This is a genomic window from candidate division Zixibacteria bacterium HGW-Zixibacteria-1, assembly GCA_002838945.1.
Lineage (GTDB): Bacteria > Zixibacteria > MSB-5A5 > GN15 > PGXB01 > PGXB01.
On sequence record PGXB01000005.1, the window covers coordinates 32,788 to 54,272 of the forward strand.

Consider the following 21,485-nt stretch of genomic DNA (forward strand, 5'->3'; position numbering starts at 1 on the left):
AGCAAATCGAGATAGAAGATCAGCTCGAGAATTTCAGGAAATAGATGAGGAGCGCCGCCAGTGTCACGGCAGCAATAACGGCTGAAATCAGCGCGGTTTTTTTGCGCGATTGTCCGCCTTCTTTCGTGGGCTGAGCCGCCCGGTGCGGCCTCTGGGAATCGGTCAGGAATTTCTGCAATTCATCCCAGTCAAAGAGAAATTCTTCAATCGACCGATAACGCTGCGTAGCCCGGATGGCCAGAAGTTTTTCCATTATTTTGCGCATCCCGTGAGGTATGATATTATCGGTCCGGCCAAGGAACAAGTGGCTGCTCCGGTCATAAATCGGGTTCTTCCCAAAGACGATCTGATGCAGCAGCACTCCCAGACTATATATATCGCCCTGCTTGCTGACCCGCTTTTCGGGCGGAGCATACCAGTTTTTTTCCATCAGGTTATAATGCGGTGGAAAGCCGAAGTCCGAAACTTTGATATCTTCTTCGGTAGAGAATAATATATTCGACGGACGAATGTCGCCGTGAACAATGCCGTTTTTATGGGCGAAGTCGAGAGCGTCCGCCACGGCGATGATGATCTCCATCGCTTGTTCGAACGGATATGGCTTCACCATGCGATCCGACAGCGACCCGCCGCGGGCATATTCCATGACGATCACAAGGCTCCGGCTGTCGCCTCCGGCGCCGAAAATATTAACGATACTTTTATGTTTCAAACTGGACAGCAGTTTGGCCTCTTTCAATCCAGCCGAACTCTTACCGCTTCTTTTTATAATAAACAGTTCGTGCGATTCTTTGTTTTCCACCAGCATGGTTGAACTGTACTTGGTCTCTTTGAGGGTGTCAAGAAACTGCCCTTTGCCGATAAATGATTCCACGCCCATCTCAACATTCGCGACTGCAGCGACTGCCTGTGATTCTTTTGAGAGGGCGTTGAGAATGGCGTCTTTCAGATCAACTGCTTTCTGGAACCGATCGTTGGGATCCTGGGCCAGGCATTTCTTTATGATGTCATCATATACCGATGAAATAGTGGGATCGACCTCAGTCGGCAGCTTGAATCGGCCCAATGGCCTGAACCCGACCAGGATTTCATAGATCATGACGCCGACCGAATAGATGTCCGAGGCAGGCGATACATTGGCCGCGGAAGTTTTTTGCTCGGGCGACATATATGCAATCGTCCCCATCACGATATCGGAACTGGTATTTTCCGAAGTCGGCTTTCCGGCAATATGTGCGATTCCGAAATCAGCCACGAGCGCATTGCCGTGCCGGTCGAGCAGGATATTGGCCGGTTTAATATCGCGGTGAATAACACCATTTTTATGCGCATAATCCAAACCCTTAAGAACCATGACGATGATGGCCAGTTTTTGCCTGATATCATAGCGGTCCGAAGTTATAATGTCCTTAAATGAGGTACCATCGACATGTTCCATGATAAAATAAAAGCGGCCGTCGGCCTCCCCCTTATCGATGACATGGACGATATTGGGATGATTCAGGCGGGCGATGGTCGTTGATTCGAGATTAAAGCGATTGACGATATCGGGATCACTCATCAGATTCGAAAACAGGATTTTTACGGCAACATGGCGATCGAGGGAAATCTGGCGGGCCTTAAAGATTTCCGCAATGCCGCCCTGACCTATCTTAGAGATTATTTCATAATCCCTAATCTCCGGTGCTGTATAGTTTTTTGCTTCCTGCCGCATAAATTTAACAAAAATAATGAGGGAGCCCATAAAGGGCTCTCCTCATTATTAATCGGCAGGGAGGCAGTAAGAATTTATTTAAGAAGCATCATTTTTCTGGTAATTGTATGTGCCTCAGCCGTGAGGCGATAGAAATAGACCCCGCTGGGCGATGAACTGCCATCCCAGGCCAGTTCGTGGCTCCCGGCCGGAAAGTCGCTGTCGGCCAGAACGTCGACGGACTGCCCGAGAAGATTAAATATCTCCAGTTTTACATGCTGATTGGCAGGCAGGTTGAAGGCAATAACCGTGGACGGATTAAAGGGGTTGGGATGGTTTTGCTCGAGGGCGAAGGTCCCCGGGAGCATATTATCCTCTTCATCATCGGCCGACAGTAATTTATCGATCCAGATTATCCCCGGTGTAAACAGCGGCCTGATCGCCGTGCCGCCGTCCTGCACGGTTCCCTCCAGCCGTCGCCACTTGTGAAAGGTTACCGAATACTGCTGGAACTGCACATCTTCATTCAAAGAGTCAATAAAGGCCAGCGTTGACGGGGCATCGGCCGCTGCAGTAAAATAAAGAGAGGCAATTACGCCCGAGGCGGCCGTGATTTCCGGTGACGGATCTTCAACCGACGGTATATATGAAATATCGATCTGGTCGCCGTTGATATTAAAATATCCCTGCATCGATGGATCCTTGAGCGAACCGGCGAAATCGACGTTGGTGCAGGTCAGGTGACTGTTGTCGAATTTCAACGGCACCCTGAGTGAGGTCAGGCCGGCATTGTTATTTTGGAGCATTATTTTAATAATAAATGACTGTCCCGGTTTGACCGTCTTATTCTCGAAATATATTGAGCCGTTATAGACGGCGGGCATGGCCGACCCGGCGGCAAATATGCAAAAAAGTATCACAAAAGTGACAATCGTTAACTTTTTTCTCATAAGTAACTCCCTTCCGATCTGACACTTATCTAAGCCAAATGTCATTATTATCCAGCTTTATGAAGATTTTATAATGATCTTCAAGGTTCATTTGCGCAAAGAAGATGCCGCCAAAGACCGAACCGGCGGTCAAAACCGCACGTGAATAAGTCTGTTCAACTTCTGAACAGCGTGGTCGGGGGCAATCGGTAAACTCGAGGGAAAGAGCAGTTATGATTTGCAGATTTTATTCGGGGCGGAAGCTGAAGATAAAATATTTTCTACTTCCGCGGCCTGGTCTGAAACACAGTTCAGACAGGTGGGCAGTGAGGCCCTCAGGTCACCCGTGTGGGCGTAGGTGATCCCGCGGCAAGCGCCGCGACATACCTGGAAATACTCGCATTGCCGGCAGTGCCCGGTTATTTCCCGGCGGGGGAAGGAAGAAATGGCAATCATCCGGGGATCATGCCACAAATCCATAAGGGATCGTTCCTTAATGTTGCCGACAACGAACTTATCGTCAAGCAACGAAGTGCATGGGTAAACACTCCCGTCGTGGGATAGATAAAAAAAACTGACCCCGGCTATGCAGGGATGGTAATAGTAATCGGGTGGAGTGGGCCCGAATCCGGGATCGAATAATACCAGGGGATCCTCCGACTCGATATATTTCTGCACCAGCGCTTTCAGGGCGGGAAGTTTCTTATTGAAAAGCAGGCGTTCCTGGACGAAATCCTTGCTGCCGTGACCCGATGGCACAAAACAGCAAAATCTGATCATTTTCACGCCCAGTGATCCGGCGAGCCGGATGAAATCTTCGGCGTCATTGATGTTTTCCTCACCCAGAAGCATCGCCATGTGAACTTTCATATCAAGTTTATTGCAGATTTTTATACCCTCGATAATTTTCTCAAAATCGCTTTCTTTGGCAAGTCGGATTTTGCGATTCCTGGCCGGCGTGGACCCATCCAGACTGATTTGTATGGAAGCAACTCCGGCTTTTTTAAGGGACTTCGCCCGTTTTTCATCCAGAAGAATGCCGTTGGTCGTAATCCCCGACCGGATGTTTCCCGTTTCCCGTGCATAGGCAATCAGATCTTCCAGATCGTCCCTGAGTAACGGCTCTCCGCCGGTCCAGCCAATCACCTTGACCCCCATCTCAACCATCTCATCGATAATACCGAAGCATTCGAGGGTGGACAGCTCATCGCGTGCGTTTCTTTTGGCCGAACTGTAACAATGGGGGCAGGAAAGATTACATCTGACGGTTATTCCCCATCCGGCAAGGTCCGGTCGGTGTTTTCTGATCTTCATTTTAATTCTGCAAAAATATGACTTCTTATTTCTATACGTGGGCCGGAATAAATCGGCGCACCATACAAATTGCTTTCCATCAATTAAATTTCCGGCGGATCGATTGGCGGCAGGATTTCAAACAATCGGCGGTAGCAGGGGCAAGGGATCCGCTCGATATGTCTCGACTTCTCAATAAATTTCATGGCTGTAACTCCATTCGTGTTAAAATGGTTCTTACGGCCAATGGACCGGACTGATTAAAAAGAGCTTGTCCAAACAGGGACATGGTTATTTTGCTTTGTCCTGCGGTTTCTCGATTATTCTCATCTTAAACCTCCATCGGTTGCCGGCCGTGCCACACAATCATTTCGGCGAAGAGTAAACCATGGTGCCATTTTCTCGACAGCCCGTTAATGGTTTTAGTATTGTTCGGCCCGGAGAGGGCGCCGATTATGTCGGCGCGTCTCTCCCAAAAAAAGTCTTACCACGGGGGCAAAATAAGGAATAGTAATTTTATACAAATCTTTGGGTCCTTAGTTTTGTCCTTTGGTTTTTCAATCATTTTCATCGTAAACCTCCATCGGTTTTCGGCTGTGCCGCGCATACATTTTGGCGGGGAGTAAATCCATGGTGCCGCAATCATAACAGCCCATTAAGGGTTTTAGTGTTGTCAAACCCGAAGAGGGCACCGATCATGTCGGTGCACCTCTCCGAATAATAATCTCACCAGGGGGGCAGGATTAAAAAGAGCCTATTTAAGCAGGGACAAGGCTTCTTCACACTGTCTTGAGGTTTCTCCAAGAACTTCATGCTTTCACCTCCTTACGCAGTTCACAAAGATGTCTGAGAGCCAGCATCTCCCTTAAGTTATATTTCCAGGAGACACAGGCCCCCCGTGCCTTATTGCCATCCCGAATATCATGATGCGGACATCCGCCCATGCAGATAGGCAGCATATTACATTCGGGACATTCTTCTTTGTCAAACGGATTAAAGGAAAGATACCTGTCAAGATTGACTTTTTGATGATCTTTCGGGACGCCCATTAAAATAGACCCGACCGAGTGTTCTTTCGCCTCGGCGATTTCTTCCCAGCATTTATAAAGAGTGCCGTCGGGTGCCACGACAAATGAATTCTCGGTATCGGCCCCGCAATGACCGCCGGCCGACAGCGACGGATACTCGATTTGATATATGCCGTTATCGATCAGCCGCCGGTACATTTCGACCTGGCTGAGTGAAAACTCCTCGGTGCTGAGGCACTTATCATTCATGTCGGCACAGACACCTGCGGCCGAATTAACCTGGGCGAAATAGACTCTTACTTTATCGAGAGTGCCGCGCTTTTCGAGAATTTCCAGAACTTCATTGGCCAGTCCCTGATTATTCCTGTCAACATTGATGCGAATCGTTATGCTCAAAATGTCCGAGGCCTCGGCAAGGTTCTCCACAATCCTGTCGAAAGTGCCACTTCCCCCCGGAAGTTTTCGCCGGGCATCATGAATCCGCGGCGGACCATCAAGGGTAACCTGCGCCGCCCGGATTCCGGCGTTTTTCAAACGAAGAGCATTTCGGCCGTCAAGCAAGTAGCCGTTGGTGATAATCGTTGAGGGTTGAAACTCGGTTTCATACTTTCGGGTCAGTTCCCCAAAACCTGCCTGGAGCCGTTCGATCGAATCCAGACAAAGGGTCGGCTCTCCGCCGAACCAGGTAATGTACAGCTTGTCGGCATCCTTGACCCGCTCATCGGAAAATCGAAGCAGGGCCTTCTCGGTCTCTTCACTCATGCGGCCGCCGCGGTGACTCTCGAAACAATAATCACAGCGGAAATTACAGGCCAGGGTCGGTGCGATGGTCAGCAAAAATATCGTCCGGTCATAACGCATCCGGGCACATTCAGCTTTTAGAGCCGCCAGTTCATCGAGATCATCCTTAACAAGGTAGCCGCCCTCAATCAGATATCCATAGATTTGTTTTTCCTCTTCCGATTGAGGAGAGCCATGCCCGTTGAGGAGCTTTGTAACGAGATCTATTTTTTCCGATTCTATTTCGGCCAGAGCAGCCGTAGCGCTGTTGAATAGAAGTTTGGAGCCATTTGAAGAATCAACGAAAAGATTATATCGTGACGGTTTCATGCCAGGTCTCTTTTAATCTTTTAACCCGGCTGCATTCGGAGGGCGTCATAAAGCGGAATGACGAGGCATCCGGTGCAGGCCGTTATGTCTCAGTGCTGCCATTTCAAATTAACCGAATGAACGGTTCTTGTCAAGATTTATATTTTCAATCGCTGTCCTAAAAATGCCTCTGTCATAAACCGCTAATCTTCAGTCAAAATGGCTTGATTCCCTGAAGATAATCCTTTAATATTGCACAAAGGCTGTGATAATATTTCGAGGACTTTTTATGAGAGGCTTCTAAAATGGCAAAAATCGCAATTATCGGTTGCAAGAGAATTCAGGATCAGCTCTGTGTCGCCTGCGAAAAATGCCTGAAGGCAATGAGCCTGAAAGACGGCGAATTTTCTCGCTATCAGGACAATATCGAACTGGTCGCCCTGGGCAACTGCGGCGACTGCCCCGGCTTGATAATGCCCAAACTGACACTGATAAAGGAAATGGCCGGGTTGCTGGAGCGGGATTTTGACACCATTCACCTGGGGACATGTATTGTCAAAGCAAAAAAAACCGGGAAATGCCCCCTTGATTTCGAGCAGCTTGCAACTATGGTAAAAGAAAATTTCGACAAAGACCTGGTGGTCGGCACGCATAATTATTAAGCGTCCGGAAAACCGGAACAGATTCCCGGTAAACATGTTTAAAGATGTTAATAAAACTAAACTATTTGGCAATAATTGAAAAGAAGCCGATTTCTATTGGGGAGCATTTATGAAACCGCTTGAAATAAAGAAAGACATATTTGGGGTTGGAGCGATCGACTGGAATTTGCGTGACTTCCACGGCTACTCGACCGAAAAAGGAACGACGTACAACTCTTATCTTGTCATGAGCGATAAAACCGTACTTTTCGATACGGTCAAAGCCGCCTTTGCCGATGAATTCATAGCCGACTTGAAGTCGGTACTGGGCGACCGAAAGCTCGATTATATCGTCAGCAATCATGCCGAAATGGATCACTCCGGGGCACTGCCCGCAGTTATGCAGGCCTTTCGGCCCGAAAAAGTTATCTGCACCAAGGCTTGCCAGGACGCCCTCAACCGGCATTTTCACGGCAATGACTGGCCGTTCGAACTTATCAAGGAAGGTGATGAACTGAATCTCGGCAATCGAACGGTACAGTTTTTCGGGTCGGCCATGATCCACTGGCCGGAAAGCATGGTGTCGTTGCTCAAAGAAGACAAGCTGTTGATTTCCAATGACATTTTCGGCCAGCACTGGGCCACCAGCGAACGGTACGACGACGAGGTCGATCAGGGCGAGCTGTCCCGGCAGTCGGCCAAGTACTATGCCAATATCTTTCTGCCCACATCGCCCGCGGTTAAGAAATTCCTGGAGAAACTCGAAACCAAGGGGCTGGAATTTGATATGATTGCGCCCGACCATGGCTTGATTTTGAGAAAAAACCTGGCCGGCAGCCTGGCCGCATACAAAGCCTGGGCCAATTGGGAAGCAAAACCTAAGGCAGTTGTAATTTATGATACGATGTGGGAAAGCACCGCCCAAATGGCCCGGGCCATAACGCGCGGACTTTCAGGAGAAGGTGTTTCGGTCAAACTATTCGATCTTCGCACCAGTCACCGAAGCGATATCATGACGGACCTGCTCGATGCCAGGGCCGTGGTGCTCGGTTCATCAATCCTTAACAGCGGTATCCTGCCGAAAATGGCCGACATGATTACCTATATGAAGGGTCTGCGCCCTCTCAACAAAATCGGGGCGTCATTCGGCTCCTATGGTTGGAAAAACACCATTACCAAAATGCTGAACGAACAATTGGAAGAGATGAAAGTCGAACTGGTTGATGAGGGTTTCAGTGTTCAGTATGTCCCGAGTGAAGATGATCTGGCTACATGTATCGAATTAGGCCGGAAGATAAAGAATTCAATTTTAGGATCGTGACAAATTTATTTTGACGTATATAATAATGCCGGAATCTCGTTGGTTCCGGCATTTTAATTTTCTAACGAATAAACTTATACCTTGCCTGCCACCTAACACTTCAAGGCCGGGCCGCTCTTATAGAGATAATTAATATAATAAATAATATCCAGAATATTTGTGCCACAGTCACCGTTCGGATCAGAACCGCAGGGGGCAGTTATCGAGCCGCCATTATATATATAGTTAATCATCGCCACGACATCGAGCAGGTTTTCGTTATTGTCGCCATTATAATCTCCGCATATGCACGGTGCATTCTTCACCGGCCAGCAGTACGGCCCGCCGAATGACAGTGAAGGTTGTTCAAATAACCAATCATACATTCCATATGGAGATATGTTGGGGATGCTGCAGGAATCAATGCAGAAAACACCGCTGGCATTAAGGTAGGGATACTCAAAATTGATTCTATAAACAAATCGCGGCAATAATGGTGAGCCCGTAGGCATGCCGGTGGTACCGCTGCCGGTCCAGTTTATGGTATCGGCACCCATTCCATCCCAGGCCGGTGCATAACCGACATCAGCCCGGGTCCAGAAGGCATTGCGGAAATTCCACCATGAGCCGCCATTCTCAAAGCCGTTCAACCCATAATATTCAATCACCTTCCATGAGTTGATATCACCGCTCATGTAGAAAGTCAATGGCAGGCTCATCGCCGTTCTGTTAAACCCGTCACTGTTATCCATCATAACCCTGAAAGCGGTGCAACCGGGATTGACACTCGGCGTCCCGCCATCATACCAAAGGTCGGCCGGATCGACCTGCACGGTAATTGTCATGGAACTTGCCGACAAGGCACCGATACATAACGTCAGACAACACAGAAGAATTACTATGAATTTCATACAACCCTCCCCATGATTGAATAACGAATGATTGGTAGTTATTTCGCCATGTAAATAGCGTAGACCTTATAATAATCTATTTATTATTTAATCTCGCGATGGACCTTACTATCCTATAATCTATCAACTATATGTAAAATACAATTTTACGGAATACTGTCAAGAGATTAATTCGAAGCGGGGAAATCATACAATTATGATATTAATTTAATGCATAGCAGGATAATGAGATATGCGTGCACGGCATGTATTTCATCCGAGCCTGGGGACTGCTTAAACCTGACGCGGGCTAATATCGAAACTCATGTCCATATAAATTATTCAATGAATTCGAATACTTGATTCTTGACATCAATGAATGTTTGGCATATTTTAATAATGTCGTTAAAGGGTGGCATCTCTTTATCGACGATCACATTATTGTAAAAACGGCGGCAAGCCCGGCAAGTAATTTATGATTTTCAGAACAAATTACTTGGCTGTCAGGAAGTCATAATCCGGGTCAGTATCAAGCAGCAGGTAAAATAAATCTTTAAGTATAATTCAATGACGCTTACAGGTTCGACATAAAATATCGGATTTTTGGGATGCTGAAGATGATTTCAGAACCGTGGGCGAAGTTATTCTCCTGAAAGTTTCAGATAAGTTCGGCCTGTAACCATAGTATCGCTCGCTCACACAATCCGTTGCCCCACATGCTATTATGTCCACAGGCACAAATTGAACTGAATACTTATTTCCCGGAAAATTACGAGAAGCACCCGACTACCCCCCACCGCCTGCCCTGACCATCGTTGCAATCCCGATTTATTCTGCAGTCAAAATTATCCTGATTAAGTCTATAATTTTCAGTTAAAAGAGAATTGACTTTTGCTAAAGGTTGATTAAATTAAGCGTAATATTTATATATAAGTGAAAGCGGGCTACCGTGGTCTCGCCACAAAATTTACTGCTTTTAAATACTTCAGGATTAATATCGCATGGCGGACAACAAAGAGTATGCCGAGCAGGACTATGGAAAAACACACTGGCACATTTTCAGCCTTCAGAAGCTTAGTCCGGTCAATTTCGTAAAGATACTCGGCAAAGTACTAAATAATGAATTAAGGCTGATAAAATAGAAGTCGGCCGCAATTCTATTCTGGTTTTAGCGGGTCGGGTTCGATCCTGCCCTGTTATTATAATTACTTGTTTAAGCGTTTTTACAATTAACTCTCTATTCATCAGATTTCTGCATCCGGCGCATTTTATGGACCGGCTTGTTCGGGTCAATATTGTCATCATACAGGACCAGGCCCAGGCTTTCGAAAATTATCTCAAACTCCTCAAAAACGGCGATGGTGATATTCTGCAGGGCGGTGAGATCCTGATACCGACCATTAACGGCTAGATCAAACAACCTCTCAATACTTTTCGGCTTAGTTTGAAACTCCCTTGCCTGGGAAATCATTCGCGATGCCGTGACATACGGCTTTTGATTCAGAAATGAGAGCAATTTGAGCGTTTGCATGATCATTTCGAAAAACAGCACCGGTATTCCCTCACAGTTTTCCTGGTTGACCGCATTGAGAACTTTCGATACCGTTTCCTGATACTCCGCAAAACAGCCCACGGCCCGGTCCAGACATTTTTGTTTCAAATCCGGCGGCCGGTAGGCATTCAGTTCGGCGATAAATTCATCATTGATGAGCGGCAACATTCTGTCCGAGCCGGAGAGATACCAGTCCTCGTTGACATCGAGCGTCGTTTTCAGATAGGTTTCCCTGGTCATCCAGGTAAGCTCGACCAGCATGCCATCGAATATCTTGGCAAAGCCATCCTGCGGCTCGCCCTCGGGCATCGTCTTGACAAAAGCGGTTAATTCCAGGTCCGAGTAATCGGCATCCTCATTGCGCGCAAATGAACAGCAGACGGCCAGCGGCACCAGATTATCCCCGAATTTTTTCCTGATCAGCGGCACCATCTCGAGGATCGCCTTTTCGCGATCTTCATGCGTGTGTTTCTTGATACCTTTCATGGCTGCGAATCGATAATGTTTGATTTCCCAAAAGTATCATGCTTATTCAAAATTGTCAACGAAGATATCTTCGAGTATGACGCAACTGCGCCCGGATTAACATGCCAATCGGCATTTAGCTATATATTGGACAAATAAGACATCTATAAAACTTCGATTACTAAGGGAAAATGATTGCTATGCCAGCCAGAGAGTTATCGCAGGGAAGGAGTCTCCGGACTCCTGCCGATTCAAAATCTACGATTCACTAAATATATTTTCCGACAGCCAGAATATAAACTAAGGTCGCTAATACGACAATAAATTTATTAAATTAAATGGATGGGGATTTTGGGCATAAGAAAATCGGGTTGCAGGGAACATCTATGGAATTTCGATTACTCTGGGAAAATGATCGCTATGGCAGACCGAAGGCCAAAATGGCGCTGTTGCGCCATGGGACATCTATAGAACTTCGATTACCTTGGCAAAATGACTGCTATGGCAGACCGAAGGCCAAGACCAGATGAATTCTGGCGGGCACAAGGGGACATCTATAGAACTCTGATTACTTTGGGAAACTGACCGCTATGGCAGACCGACAGGCCAAAAGGCGCTGTTGCGCCATGGGACATCTATAGAACTTTGATTAATCACGGGAAACTGACCGCTAAGGCAGACCGACAGGCCAAAACATACTATTGTATGCGGAGAGGCAGGGATTCGAACCCTGGATACCTTGCGGTATAACTGCTTAGCAGGCAGCCCCGTTCGACCACTCCGGCACCTCTCCGTTGCAATTCGCAGAAGTTCCAATATATCAGAAATTGGAAGAATTTCAAGCTATTTCTGTAAAAGAAATACCGGCCCAGGTCAGGAACCGGCAGAGATTTTTGTGATTCCGGCAGGCGATATCAGCCTTCGGCGGCCAGATGCCAGCAGACCCGCTCGATCACAAGGCTCAAATCCTGGGCATCAAACGGCTTGGTGATAAATTCATCGGCTCCCAGCAGAAAGGCTTTTCTGACGGAATCGGCATCGCCGCTGCCGGTGATAAGCACCACCCGAATTTCAGGGTATTCCTTCTTGACCGCCTTCAATACGGCAAATCCATCCATCCCCGGCATAATCACATCACATATCAGCAGATCGACCTGATGCTCCCGAAGATATTCCAGGGCCGCAACGCCGCCGGAGACCGATGAGGCCGCAAATCCGGCCATATGGAGCATCTCCACGATGGTCCGCACAGCCTCCGGTTCGTCGTCGATGACAAGGATTTCGACCGCTTCCTTCATCAGCATCTGGATGAAACCGCTTTCTCGAATGTCATCATGACTTCATCGACGAAGTTTTCCATCAAGACCGGCTTATACATGAGCTTGTTGGCGCCCTGCACCCCGGCCTGACGAACCAGACTCTCGGTGGCATTGCCGGTAATGACGATTACGGGCAGATAAGGTTTCAGTTCCTTGATTTTCGAGACCGCCTCAACTCCGGACATTTCCGGCATGATAAGATCCATGGTAACCAGATCATAATCCGATTCCTGGACCATCTTCAGCGCCTCGGCGCCGTTCTCGGCCATCGATACTTCCACCGAACCGGTTATTTCGCAGAACTGCTTAAAAATGTCCCTGACCCGCGGTTCATCGTCGACAATCAGAACCCTGAAGGCTCTTCCCTGGCGACGCGCCAGATTTTCAATCTTTGCGATATCCATAATATTTCCCGTCATATATCAAAATGTTGTCTGTTGACTGCCTAAATCTTCTTGTAATTGTTCAACTGACTTTTACTCTTTTTTATTTCCGAAATCGTATATAAGACCTTTCGACTCAGGGAATGAATCTCGTTGAGTGTGGTCTCGATACGATCCAGGCTCCGGCTGTCTTTTTGAGGCGAAAAAACCAGCCTGTCCTCATTCTTAAACGCCTTCATGATACCGGTTATTTCTTTGACCACCTCCACGGAACCATTAACCAATTTGGTAAATTCCGGTTCCATGAAGGACAGTTCCTTGATCTGCTGCTTTGACTTGGCCAGATTAATGGCCAGATTGAGAGCCAGCATTTTGACTTCATCGGCCAGATGATCGATCTGCGAGACCCAGTCCTCGAGACCCTGATCGGGTATGTTGTTATTTTTTTTCATGCGTCACCAGCAATGATTCGATTTTATCTTTCAATGGCTTTATGTCGGTCGATTTGACGATATATCCGTCCGCCAGCCAGGTATGGAAATCGGACTTATACACGGCATAGGCGCTGTTAAGGACTATAAAGATTTCGGGATGCTCCGTCCTGATTTGTTTGAGTAATTCCAGGCCGCTGACATCTTCCAATTCTATATCGAGAACTACCAGATCGACTTTTTTCTGTCTCAGCAATGTCAGTGCCTCCTCGCCTCCGGCCGCCGTATCGATATTGTAACCTTCACGAGACAGGAACGCTGCATACAGCTTTCTCACATGATTTTCATCATCAACAATAAGGATATCAGGCATTATTTTCTCCCCTATACTCGGGCAGTTCAATATATATTTCCGGCGGTGTCTTTTCGCCGCCGGCCAGGCCGAAACCGCCCCCATGATATTTTATCGTCTCCCCGGCCACAATAATTGACAGTCTTTGCGTTCCCGTGGAGGAACCGAATATTTGCTGAAGGGTTTTTTTGACTTTGGCGAGGGCCGCCTCGCTCCCCTGAAAACCGATGACAAAACGCACCAATCCATCATCTTTTGCGGTCGAAAAACAGACTTTGCATTCACCGGTCAGTTCCTCGATAGTGAGATTCATGAACTGGAACAGGGCATGCTGCAGCTGATCCGGATTACCCCAGACTTCCATAGTTGCATCCGAAACCTGGATTTTCGGGGGTTTGACATTATGCTTCAGCCTTGACAGAAACAGTTCATAAGTCTGCCTGGTAAGGTGATTGAAGTCTATTGCCCTCGTTTTTGTGCGGCTGGCCCGCGAAAAATCGAGAACCTGATTCAGAACCGATTCCGCCCGCCGGGCTTCCGAAAGAATAATATTCAGATATTCGCTGTTGCCGTCGCGCCCGTCCGATGACAGCATCAGGTTGGCAAAACCGCCGATTACCGTCAGGGGGTTGCGCAGTTCATGGGCGATCGATGAAGTCAGCTCGCCGATGACCGACATTTTTTCAATGCGTATAATTTGATCCTGCGATTCCGCTATCTGCCGATTTTTTTCTTCGAGACAAGCGGCATGCTCGACCAGATCTTCATGCAATTGCGAGCGCTCCATGGCCACGGCGGTATGATTGGCAAAGGTCTGCAGAAGCTGGACATCGGCATCGCGAATGACTTTCCCGGTGATCTGGTTGTCGGCGGCTATCAGACCCAGCCTTCGCCCGTTACTGATTATCGGAGCCACCGCCAGATTTTGGGTATTGAGTTTCTCCAGAATTTTCATGGTGCCGGCATCGATATTGGCACCGAAAAATACATTGATGCCTATTCCCTCATTGACCGCCCGGCTGAAGGCGCAGGTATCGTTCAAAGTTATTTCCCAGCCGTTAATCATTGCCCCCAGTGAATTAATCGAACTATTTTCACGTTCGCGATAATCGTTAAGCAACTCAATCAGCGTTTTCTGCTGGCTGGCCAGCCGGCTCCATATCTCTCCGGCCTCCTGCGGACTCCCCGGACCGATGGCCATTTCCGCCTTGAGTTTGCCTTCCTTCTGATCCAGCAAAAAGAGAAAGGCCCGGTTAAAACCAAGTCCCTGGTTGGCGGTTACGGCGGTCAATATCATTTGCAGAATCTCAGCATGGGCCACCGCCGATGATAAGGCTTCGGATACCTGGCCCATGATCGACAGTTCATAGATGGCTTCTTCCAGTTCGGATTTGCGCTTGAAGGTGTCGGTAACATCCTGCAGTATTCCGAGAATCCCCGATATCTCGCCGTTTTCCTTTCGATAAGGACTGCAGAAAACATTAAGAACCGCATAGTGGCCGTGGCAGTTGCTGCAGCGATGATCATATAGATGAAATGTCCGGCCTGATATGACCGATTGAAAGGCCCTGTCCATACCACAATTCATGATTGCATCGACATCATATAACGATTGGCCGGTCGTATCCTTGATAGAATCGACCCCGATAATCCGGGCCGCCTCATCATTAAGATATTTTATCCGCCCCCCGTTATCGACGACAAAAATCCCCAGGGGATGATTGTCGAAGGAACTCCTCAGGGATGTCTCCCCGATTTGCGCCGAAAGGGCATCTGCCACTTCAACCATGTCTTTCTCCCATAGATGATTTTTCCAGATTAAGCATGCTCAGGTCGTCGTCATCAAGATATGACTGCGTAACGAGATCCTGTATTTCCAGCAGGCGGCGATTTATATCGGCGATTCTGATAGCCTCGTTGTAGATAATTTTCAGCCGGTCATAAACGCCCTTTTCGAGATTTTTATTTATGTAGAGAAGGTATTCGGCATTTCCGGTAATAACCGACAACGGATTATTTATTTCATGATTGATCGATGCCGCCAGTTCCCTGACCGACTTGAGCTTTTCGGCTCCGACAATTTCTTCCTGGGCATGTTTGAGACGCTGCTGCGCCTCTTCCAATTCCCGATTTTTTTCCTCAAGCTCACGGTGAGCCCGGGAACGTTCGATGAAGGAAGCTATCTGGTCCCCGATGATGGTGAGTAGTTTTACATCTTTATCCCTGAATGAATTTTCGACGCCGTCATAAAACAGGGCAATACCGATCAACCGGTTCTCCACTATGAGAGGTATTATCAGAAGAGCATTGTCGTTCGTCTTGGCATGCTGATCCTTCTCCAGACTGCAGGAAATCAGGGTCGGCTTTTGCAGCGAAATCAGCCATTTCAGATAATCGGATTCCCCGGTCTGGCTGACCGCATTGGACAAATCTATCTCACCCCCGAAAGCAGTGACCTCAATCAGTTGCGCGTTGTCGGGATTGTACAGGTACAGGACCGATGATTCAAAAGGAACCACCCTTTGAATCGATTCCAGGGCCCTTTTATATGTCTGGTTGTCCGGCATGGAATTTCTGAACACGGCGGTAATTTCCGCCATAAGGTTGATTTTCGTCCAGAAACGACTGACCGGCTCTTCTGCTTTATTCCCATTAGCCGTCAAGGTGATTTCCTCGAGTTAATTTTTTTATCTCTTGGTAGAGCCAGGCCGCGGCCCTCTCCTCCAATTCGTCGAATAAAAGCGGCTTTTCATCGGCCGGAACCATCAGGTCGGCATCCGTTTTATCGTCATCGACGATCTGCCATTTGTCGGAGGCCTTAACATCGCATTCGATATGTTTCAGGTCGATCAAACGGCCCTTTTTCAGATCGATGATTCGCAGCGTTCCCTCCATTACTGCATAGACACGATAGCGGAAAATAACCCATGGTATCAGGGTGACCTTGCGCTGTTCGAGATCGATGCGGTCGATGGTCACATCCACCAGATACCGCCCCCCCTGCTGCTGACCCCACAGCACCATATCTTCGAAACTCATGGCTGAAGTCGAAGTCGGGAGGGTCCGACGTATGATCGTCGCGCGATTCATCGACGTCAGCAACATATCAACCTTTTCTTCCAGCTCATTATCCGACCAGGGGCATGCTGGCGACTTCAGGCTGACTATGATGTCGTTCTGAGCCGACGCGAGGCCGGGGAACAAAAACATCACCGCCAATATGACTATGACAAGAACACTCCTGTAGGACATTTTATTTTTCCTCTTTCGTAACCTTCCGGGTATATATGTATTTATTGAGGATATTGCGAAGGTGTTCATCGAATGAAGTGTAGTCTTGCGGAATCAGCTCGTACTCCGCCGTACTGAGATAATCGGTCAGCTTCTCACGAGTGATAAATTCGATGCCTATCAGCCATTCGTTTTCATCCGATTCGGCCCGCTTGACAAGGCCGATGACGTTGCTGATGACTTCGATTCCCTGCAGCATCATTTTTACGACAACCAGCGTCCCCTCCTCAAGGGGGGCTTCGCTGAGAATGAGAACGCCGCCGGCCGATACATTCAGAATGGAGCCGGTGTAAGCCGGGCCGTCTCCCTGCGGCCAAAAGCTGTTGGTACGATCCTTCATCACCGAATAACTTAGCGGGTCGGTTATTTCGAGTCGGATAAAGCGCCTTTTCTCGTCCTTTTCGATTTTGAAAGGAGCCTTAATCGAAATCGTATTCCGATTGTGTCCCGTCCCGGTACTATTTCTGGTCTTCTCTTTACTCATCATCCTTTACTCCTGCAATAAGATATTTCCATATTTTTCTGTCAAAAATTTATCCAGATCATCTCTTGATTTTTTATCGAAGTCGAAAAGTTTTTCGGGGAGATTTCGTATCAGACTTCTCGGCACGGTATCGTGGCAATATTCCCGGATCACGAATTCAGCCCCGGCATTGAAATAGTTATCCCGCCCGGGCCGACAGTGCCGGATGCGGCCGACTATCAGATCGGGGATGGTAACCTCGGGCAAACCGAGATTGACTATCATATAGTAATCATCCGACAGATTGAGTGGAAGTTCCACCAGCAAGCCGCCGGCACTGAGATTAAGCGTTCTGGTCCTCATCCACCGCAGACGATTGAGCCTGACCATGGCGATATTCGCCGAGTCAAAACAGGCCAGCCTGACTTCCATTTCAATATCGATTCGCTGATAGGCACGATTGATTATGGGAAAGATGGTATCGGCCAGCGGTATTTGAAGTTTGCCTTTGTGAGGCACCGCGATCTTGGAACAGAAAACAACCGGCTCGCCCTTATATGACAGGTGCACCTCGACATTTTGATTATGAATCAGGTCGGCGACCAGGCCGGATGAACCCGAACGATCCATCAACAATTTCCCGCCGCTGACTCCGACGATACGGGTGGTAAGGACCTTTCCGGGAAACTGATCGGTCTTCATTTTCACCTGACATCCGACCAATTCCGAGGAATCTATTTCTGTGCCGGCTATGACGGCTCTTTCGGGACTCATCAGATCAATCCTTTCTGGCGTTCTTTGACCTGCTGTTCAAAAATGAACCGGACCACTCTGTTCTGAACGCGGCTGTCAAATTGTCTTATTTGTTTCGGCAGCGATGATATTTCGCCGGGAGTGAAATAGAGGGCCAGGTTTTCATCCTTGATAAATTCCACACCCGCAAAACGATTTTCATTGATAGAAACGATGCGGCAGCATAGAACCGTCAACAGACGCGGCAGCCCCGTGATATTATTATTGCCGATCCTGACCATCAGGATATCGCCCTTTTCGACCCCCTCGCCGACATTCATCAGCATCCCGCCCGCCGAAACATTTTTGGAAAAAGAATCCCGCCAGCAGAGTTCCAGTACATTATTTTTCCTGTCGGAGCTTTTTATGAGACTGAATTTCAGGCCGATTTTCATATCGATTCGAACGAAGTTGCGCCTCTGCACGCGCTCCATCCGCCCCAGGATATGCAGTTCCACCGATTCACCAGGCTTGCCGTCTCTTGATTTGATCCGGGCCGGGTAGCGGTACATGGCATCCGGTTTGCGGAACTGCACATGCACCATCGCATTATCGGTCAGTAAACGGCTGCCATCGACATATTCCGGCTTCGAGGCCACGATCACATTCGGGCCGATGTCCTCGACGCGAGTGATGTAAAGGCCCCTTTGCCCGTCGCGCTCGATAACAATCTCGATTTTGTCCCAGAGATCGAGCGGCTTTCTTTTGCCGGTGGCAGTGCTGTTTAACATTGACGATCTTACCCTGCTTTTACTTCCGCCAGGTTGGCTCTTCCCTGCTCTAGAGCCAGTTCGAGTATTTTTCTGGCCAGTGCCGTCCTTCCCGGATCACCCTTATGTTTGTAGATAAATTCCTGTCCGGTTCGGATGGTGGTGTTGAAATATTCCTTGGCATTCTGGTTTTCCCCGATTCGGCGGGAAAGTTCGGCAATCAGATATGACGCCTGTATCTGCTGATTGCCCTTGGCAATATTGCGTCCGTCCTGAAATGCTTTCTTGTAATGTTGAACCGATAATTTGAGCGCGTCGCGTTCATTGAGGGGTATTCCTTCATAACCCGCCGCCATCCGGCTCAGAAAATCATAGAACGATCTGTGACTGTGGAAACCCGGTGTCGCACCGTCTTCGGTCGTTCCCAGAGCCAGTTTGCGATGCTCGGCGACAATCTGGCCCAGGCTTTCACTTTTTCCTTCGAGAATCGAGAGAACCTCTTTGAATGATGCCAGCTCGATATTGTAGCGATCCCGTATGGGATAAAGCGAGGATTGAATCGCCGCCGGTATGCTGCTGTCATCGAACTGCGAAGCTACCGATGCCGAAATGTCATTCAGCCGTCCTTCCAGTTCAAAGAGACCCTTTTTGAGCCCCTCGAGTTTGCCGTCGACATCGCTGAGGTACCCCTTCATGGTGGCGACATTGGGATTTTCGCCGTGCTCCATTTCGCGGAAAATCCAGCCGATGCGAAGATAGTACCGGGCCAGGTCGAGGTTATTATCGGTATCCGAAATTTTTTCATCGATGACGGCCAGCAACAGTTTCAATACGGCGGTTTCATTGGGAAACCGGTCGATATCAAGCTCGGACCCGACGGCCTTGATAACCGAGTCGGCCCCGGCCAGCATCTCAAGATGACGCTCTTTAACCGTTTTTAAACGATACGTTTTGAAATAGGCGTCATTTTTCCAGTCTTTGAAGCGGTTATTGAATTCGCGCGTATAGAAACAGTTGGAGCAGGTGGCCACAAAGAAAAGAAGCGGATTATATGCTTGGTAGCGCGGATTGCGCCAGGTTCGGTTCGTCGGACAGAAATCGGTGTCCCGATCGGTTTCACTGTACGCACCGACCTTTATTGTCTCATACTCGTTTATAGTCTTGCAAATCGGGCATTCGACCTTTGTCAGAAAAAAAGGTGATTCCGTTGTCATTATTTATTCCTCCCTGCTCCCTGCAAATTTAGACGCTGTTTTATCATCGCCAGCTCTCCGTCCGTAATAGGAAGAGACTCGGTCGAGCCGGAGCCTCCATCGCCGGACAGCACCTTCTTCGCCATTCGGATGATTTCCTGTCTGTTTCTTATTTTTAAATCATGCTTGCCGTCGGTGGCATTATTTTTATGTGATGACGACCCGGCCATGTTTGAAAAACTGACAAACTCCGGACCGACCGGCTCGGCTTTCTTTGTTTCCGGTTCCGGTGCCCGTGCGGCGGCCGTTTGGATATCGGCCGCAACCGCCGGTTTTGGCCTGGGCGTTTTCCCGGAGAAGAACGACCGGATCAGCATTAACAGCATCCCGGCGATGAGAAACCCGGCCGCATTAAGACCGACATCTATTAATTGCTCGTTTGAAAATCCTATTTCCATTGTTTATTCTCCATCAGGCCTTAAGATCAAGATGTTCCGGCGGGGCATCTTCCCGCGTCTCCTGATCATCGCCGTTATTTTTATCTTCATCCTTCTTAAATTTCTTCTTTTCCTCGCCCGCTTCCTTCTCTTTGGTTATAATCACGAGGTCGCTTTTCTCCGATTCCTTGGTTCTCTTCGGATCGGCGGTGGTCTTTTCCTTGAGGATTGAAGCCGCCTGGCGCTGTTCCATCTCGGGGCTGGCTTTCTGCATTTGTTTAAGTTTTGCGACTATTTCGGTTTTCGACAAAACATCTGCAATTTCCATCGACCGATCCATGCGAGCACCCTCCTAACCACTCATTGCAAAACGCTCCTTGATCATTCCCCTGAGCTTAAGGACCGCTTTGGTATGTATCTGCGATACCCGCGACTCGGATATCGACATCACTTCGCCGATCTCCTTAAGCGTCAGTTCTTCGAAATAATAAAGAGCTATCACAAGCTTCTCCTGGTCGGTCAGGCGGTCGATGGCAATCGCCAGAAACGCCCGGAGTTCGCCTTTTTCAAGATCGCCAAGCGCATTTTTGTCTTCCGGCTGGGAAATCGTTTCAATGCGCGGCACCTGATGGTTGTCCTCTTCCTTGTAAATGGCCTCATCCAGTGACAGCAGTGTGGCACAACTGACATCGCTGATCGCCATTTGCAGTTCATGAGTGCTGTAACCCAGCATTTTGGCCAGTTCAGCCTCGGTCGGAGGACAGCCGTTGTCGTTTTCGAGTTTAATTATGGCTCTTTCGATCTCGCGCGATTTGGCCCGGGTCGAACGCGGAACCCAGTCGAGCGCTCTCAATTCATCAAGGATGGCGCCGCGTATTCGCGGCACGGCGTACGTCTCGAATTTGACACCGCGCGCCGGATCGAAATTTTTGAAAGCCTCAACCAGACCGATGACACCGGTGTTGACGAGATCGGTCAGTTCCACTGATCTCGGAAAACCAATCGCCATGCGTCCGGCAACATTGCGGACCAACGGCAGATATCTCTTAAGTAGCCGCGCGCGTACTTCCTGACTTCCATGTCTGAAGTAGCGCAGCCATTCCAGGTTGTCATCCATCTGCTTTCTCGCGTTACGAGAACTATCTTCGACTGCGAAGACTGAAACGCGTGTCGTTTTAGTCTCCTTTTTTGATTCTCGTTTAGAACGAACTTTTTGCGTGCTGGTCATTTGCAT

21 protein-coding genes, 1 tRNA gene and 1 pseudogene are annotated in these 21,485 nt (G+C 48.4%); 2 read left to right on the plus strand and 21 right to left on the minus strand.

The annotated features are described in order from the left end of the window. Window positions 1–19: 19 nt before the first annotated feature. The 4 genes and pseudogenes from CVT49_03445 to CVT49_03460 all read right to left on the minus strand — a co-directional run bounded on the left by CVT49_03445 (window position 20) and on the right by CVT49_03460 (window position 6,053). Window positions 20–1,744, minus strand: coding sequence for a hypothetical protein (locus tag CVT49_03445; GenBank protein ID PKK84390.1), 1,725 nt, complete (start codon window positions 1,742–1,744; stop codon window positions 20–22). A 44-nt stretch (window positions 1,745–1,788) separates the two neighbouring features. Next, the gene (locus CVT49_03450) at window positions 1,789–2,688 is read right to left on the minus strand and encodes a hypothetical protein (protein PKK84391.1); all 900 of its coding nucleotides are present in this window, start codon (window positions 2,686–2,688) and stop codon (window positions 1,789–1,791) included. 165 nt (window positions 2,689–2,853) lie between these two features. After that, window positions 2,854–4,000: pseudogene (locus CVT49_03455) on the minus strand (radical SAM protein). A gap of 724 nt (window positions 4,001–4,724) precedes the next feature. Continuing rightward, entirely contained in the window at window positions 4,725–6,053 is a 1,329-nt protein-coding gene (locus tag CVT49_03460) for a hypothetical protein (GenBank protein PKK84392.1), read from the minus strand. A 284-nt stretch (window positions 6,054–6,337) separates the two neighbouring features. Between CVT49_03460 and CVT49_03465 the strand changes: the two genes are divergently transcribed. Beyond that, window positions 6,338–6,694, plus strand: coding sequence for a metal-binding protein (locus tag CVT49_03465; protein ID PKK84393.1), 357 nt, complete (start codon window positions 6,338–6,340; stop codon window positions 6,692–6,694). A 109-nt stretch (window positions 6,695–6,803) separates the two neighbouring features. After that, entirely contained in the window at window positions 6,804–7,994 is a 1,191-nt protein-coding gene (locus tag CVT49_03470; protein PKK84394.1) for an MBL fold metallo-hydrolase, read from the plus strand. 92 nt (window positions 7,995–8,086) lie between these two features. On the opposite strand, the gene CVT49_03475 is transcribed toward CVT49_03470, so the two are convergent. From CVT49_03475 to CVT49_03555, 17 genes are all read right to left on the minus strand, one after another. Beyond that, complete coding sequence (locus CVT49_03475) at window positions 8,087–8,884, minus strand: hypothetical protein (GenBank protein ID PKK84395.1); 798 nt, start codon at window positions 8,882–8,884, stop codon at window positions 8,087–8,089. Between the two features lie 1,216 nt (window positions 8,885–10,100). Beyond that, window positions 10,101–10,901: a hypothetical protein gene (locus tag CVT49_03480; GenBank protein ID PKK84396.1), complete on the minus strand. Its 801-nt coding sequence runs from the start codon at window positions 10,899–10,901 to the stop codon at window positions 10,101–10,103. 687 nt (window positions 10,902–11,588) lie between these two features. Next, window positions 11,589–11,673, minus strand: a tRNA-Ser gene (locus tag CVT49_03485). A gap of 121 nt (window positions 11,674–11,794) precedes the next feature. After that, a complete protein-coding gene (locus CVT49_03490; protein PKK84397.1) occupies window positions 11,795–12,184 on the minus strand; it encodes a response regulator in 390 nt (129 codons plus the stop codon). Continuing rightward, the gene (locus tag CVT49_03495; GenBank protein PKK84398.1) at window positions 12,178–12,618 is read right to left on the minus strand and encodes a hypothetical protein; all 441 of its coding nucleotides are present in this window, start codon (window positions 12,616–12,618) and stop codon (window positions 12,178–12,180) included. The genes CVT49_03490 and CVT49_03495 overlap by 7 nt, the downstream gene beginning before the upstream one ends. A gap of 26 nt (window positions 12,619–12,644) precedes the next feature. Next, entirely contained in the window at window positions 12,645–13,034 is a 390-nt protein-coding gene (locus CVT49_03500) for a hypothetical protein (GenBank protein PKK84399.1), read from the minus strand. Beyond that, window positions 13,021–13,386 carry a two-component system response regulator gene (locus CVT49_03505; GenBank protein ID PKK84400.1) on the minus strand — a complete coding sequence of 122 codons (366 nt, stop codon included), beginning with the start codon at window positions 13,384–13,386 and terminating at the stop codon, window positions 13,021–13,023. The genes CVT49_03500 and CVT49_03505 overlap by 14 nt, the downstream gene beginning before the upstream one ends. Then, window positions 13,379–15,154, minus strand: a complete 1,776-nt coding sequence (locus CVT49_03510; GenBank protein PKK84401.1) for a hypothetical protein — start codon at window positions 15,152–15,154, stop codon at window positions 13,379–13,381. Before CVT49_03510 ends, CVT49_03505 begins: the two co-directional genes overlap by 8 nt. Further along, window positions 15,147–16,028, minus strand: coding sequence for a hypothetical protein (locus CVT49_03515; protein ID PKK84402.1), 882 nt, complete (start codon window positions 16,026–16,028; stop codon window positions 15,147–15,149). The genes CVT49_03510 and CVT49_03515 overlap by 8 nt, the downstream gene beginning before the upstream one ends. Continuing rightward, window positions 16,018–16,617, minus strand: a complete 600-nt coding sequence (locus CVT49_03520) for a hypothetical protein (GenBank protein ID PKK84403.1) — start codon at window positions 16,615–16,617, stop codon at window positions 16,018–16,020. The genes CVT49_03515 and CVT49_03520 overlap by 11 nt, the downstream gene beginning before the upstream one ends. Before the next feature lies 1 nt (window position 16,618). Further along, on the minus strand, window positions 16,619–17,143 hold the full coding sequence (locus tag CVT49_03525) for a hypothetical protein (GenBank protein ID PKK84404.1): 525 nt from the start codon (window positions 17,141–17,143) through the stop codon (window positions 16,619–16,621). 3 nt (window positions 17,144–17,146) lie between these two features. Next, a complete protein-coding gene (locus CVT49_03530; GenBank protein PKK84405.1) occupies window positions 17,147–17,893 on the minus strand; it encodes a hypothetical protein in 747 nt (248 codons plus the stop codon). Further along, window positions 17,893–18,642, minus strand: coding sequence for a hypothetical protein (locus tag CVT49_03535; protein PKK84406.1), 750 nt, complete (start codon window positions 18,640–18,642; stop codon window positions 17,893–17,895). Before CVT49_03535 ends, CVT49_03530 begins: the two co-directional genes overlap by 1 nt. A gap of 8 nt (window positions 18,643–18,650) precedes the next feature. Further along, window positions 18,651–19,835: a hypothetical protein gene (locus tag CVT49_03540; GenBank protein PKK84407.1), complete on the minus strand. Its 1,185-nt coding sequence runs from the start codon at window positions 19,833–19,835 to the stop codon at window positions 18,651–18,653. Beyond that, entirely contained in the window at window positions 19,835–20,272 is a 438-nt protein-coding gene (locus tag CVT49_03545) for a hypothetical protein (protein ID PKK84408.1), read from the minus strand. The genes CVT49_03540 and CVT49_03545 overlap by 1 nt, the downstream gene beginning before the upstream one ends. Before the next feature lie 13 nt (window positions 20,273–20,285). Then, window positions 20,286–20,591, minus strand: a complete 306-nt coding sequence (locus CVT49_03550) for a hypothetical protein (GenBank protein ID PKK84409.1) — start codon at window positions 20,589–20,591, stop codon at window positions 20,286–20,288. A gap of 12 nt (window positions 20,592–20,603) precedes the next feature. Then, on the minus strand, window positions 20,604–21,485 hold the full coding sequence (locus CVT49_03555; protein ID PKK84410.1) for an RNA polymerase sigma factor WhiG: 882 nt from the start codon (window positions 21,483–21,485) through the stop codon (window positions 20,604–20,606).

Coding starts and splice junctions, on each gene's coding strand:
- CVT49_03445 (PKK84390.1), bottom strand. CDS start 1,744: ATGGGCTCCCTCATTATTTTTGTTAAATTTATGCGGCAGGAAGCAAAA.
- CVT49_03450 (PKK84391.1), bottom strand. CDS start 2,688: ATGACATTTGGCTTAGATAAGTGTCAGATCGGAAGGGAGTTACTTATG.
- CVT49_03460 (PKK84392.1), bottom strand. CDS start 6,053: ATGAAACCGTCACGATATAATCTTTTCGTTGATTCTTCAAATGGCTCC.
- CVT49_03465 (PKK84393.1), top strand. CDS start 6,338: ATGGCAAAAATCGCAATTATCGGTTGCAAGAGAATTCAGGATCAGCTC.
- CVT49_03470 (PKK84394.1), top strand. CDS start 6,804: ATGAAACCGCTTGAAATAAAGAAAGACATATTTGGGGTTGGAGCGATC.
- CVT49_03475 (PKK84395.1), bottom strand. CDS start 8,884: ATGAAATTCATAGTAATTCTTCTGTGTTGTCTGACGTTATGTATCGGT.
- CVT49_03480 (PKK84396.1), bottom strand. CDS start 10,901: ATGAAAGGTATCAAGAAACACACGCATGAAGATCGCGAAAAGGCGATC.
- CVT49_03490 (PKK84397.1), bottom strand. CDS start 12,184: ATGCTGATGAAGGAAGCGGTCGAAATCCTTGTCATCGACGACGAACCG.
- CVT49_03495 (PKK84398.1), bottom strand. CDS start 12,618: ATGACGGGAAATATTATGGATATCGCAAAGATTGAAAATCTGGCGCGT.
- CVT49_03500 (PKK84399.1), bottom strand. CDS start 13,034: ATGAAAAAAAATAACAACATACCCGATCAGGGTCTCGAGGACTGGGTC.
- CVT49_03505 (PKK84400.1), bottom strand. CDS start 13,386: ATGCCTGATATCCTTATTGTTGATGATGAAAATCATGTGAGAAAGCTG.
- CVT49_03510 (PKK84401.1), bottom strand. CDS start 15,154: ATGGTTGAAGTGGCAGATGCCCTTTCGGCGCAAATCGGGGAGACATCC.
- CVT49_03520 (PKK84403.1), bottom strand. CDS start 16,617: ATGTCCTACAGGAGTGTTCTTGTCATAGTCATATTGGCGGTGATGTTT.
- CVT49_03525 (PKK84404.1), bottom strand. CDS start 17,143: ATGATGAGTAAAGAGAAGACCAGAAATAGTACCGGGACGGGACACAAT.
- CVT49_03530 (PKK84405.1), bottom strand. CDS start 17,893: ATGAGTCCCGAAAGAGCCGTCATAGCCGGCACAGAAATAGATTCCTCG.
- CVT49_03535 (PKK84406.1), bottom strand. CDS start 18,642: ATGTTAAACAGCACTGCCACCGGCAAAAGAAAGCCGCTCGATCTCTGG.
- CVT49_03540 (PKK84407.1), bottom strand. CDS start 19,835: ATGACAACGGAATCACCTTTTTTTCTGACAAAGGTCGAATGCCCGATT.
- CVT49_03545 (PKK84408.1), bottom strand. CDS start 20,272: ATGGAAATAGGATTTTCAAACGAGCAATTAATAGATGTCGGTCTTAAT.
- CVT49_03550 (PKK84409.1), bottom strand. CDS start 20,591: ATGGATCGGTCGATGGAAATTGCAGATGTTTTGTCGAAAACCGAAATA.
- CVT49_03555 (PKK84410.1), bottom strand. CDS start 21,485: ATGCAAATGACCAGCACGCAAAAAGTTCGTTCTAAACGAGAATCAAAA.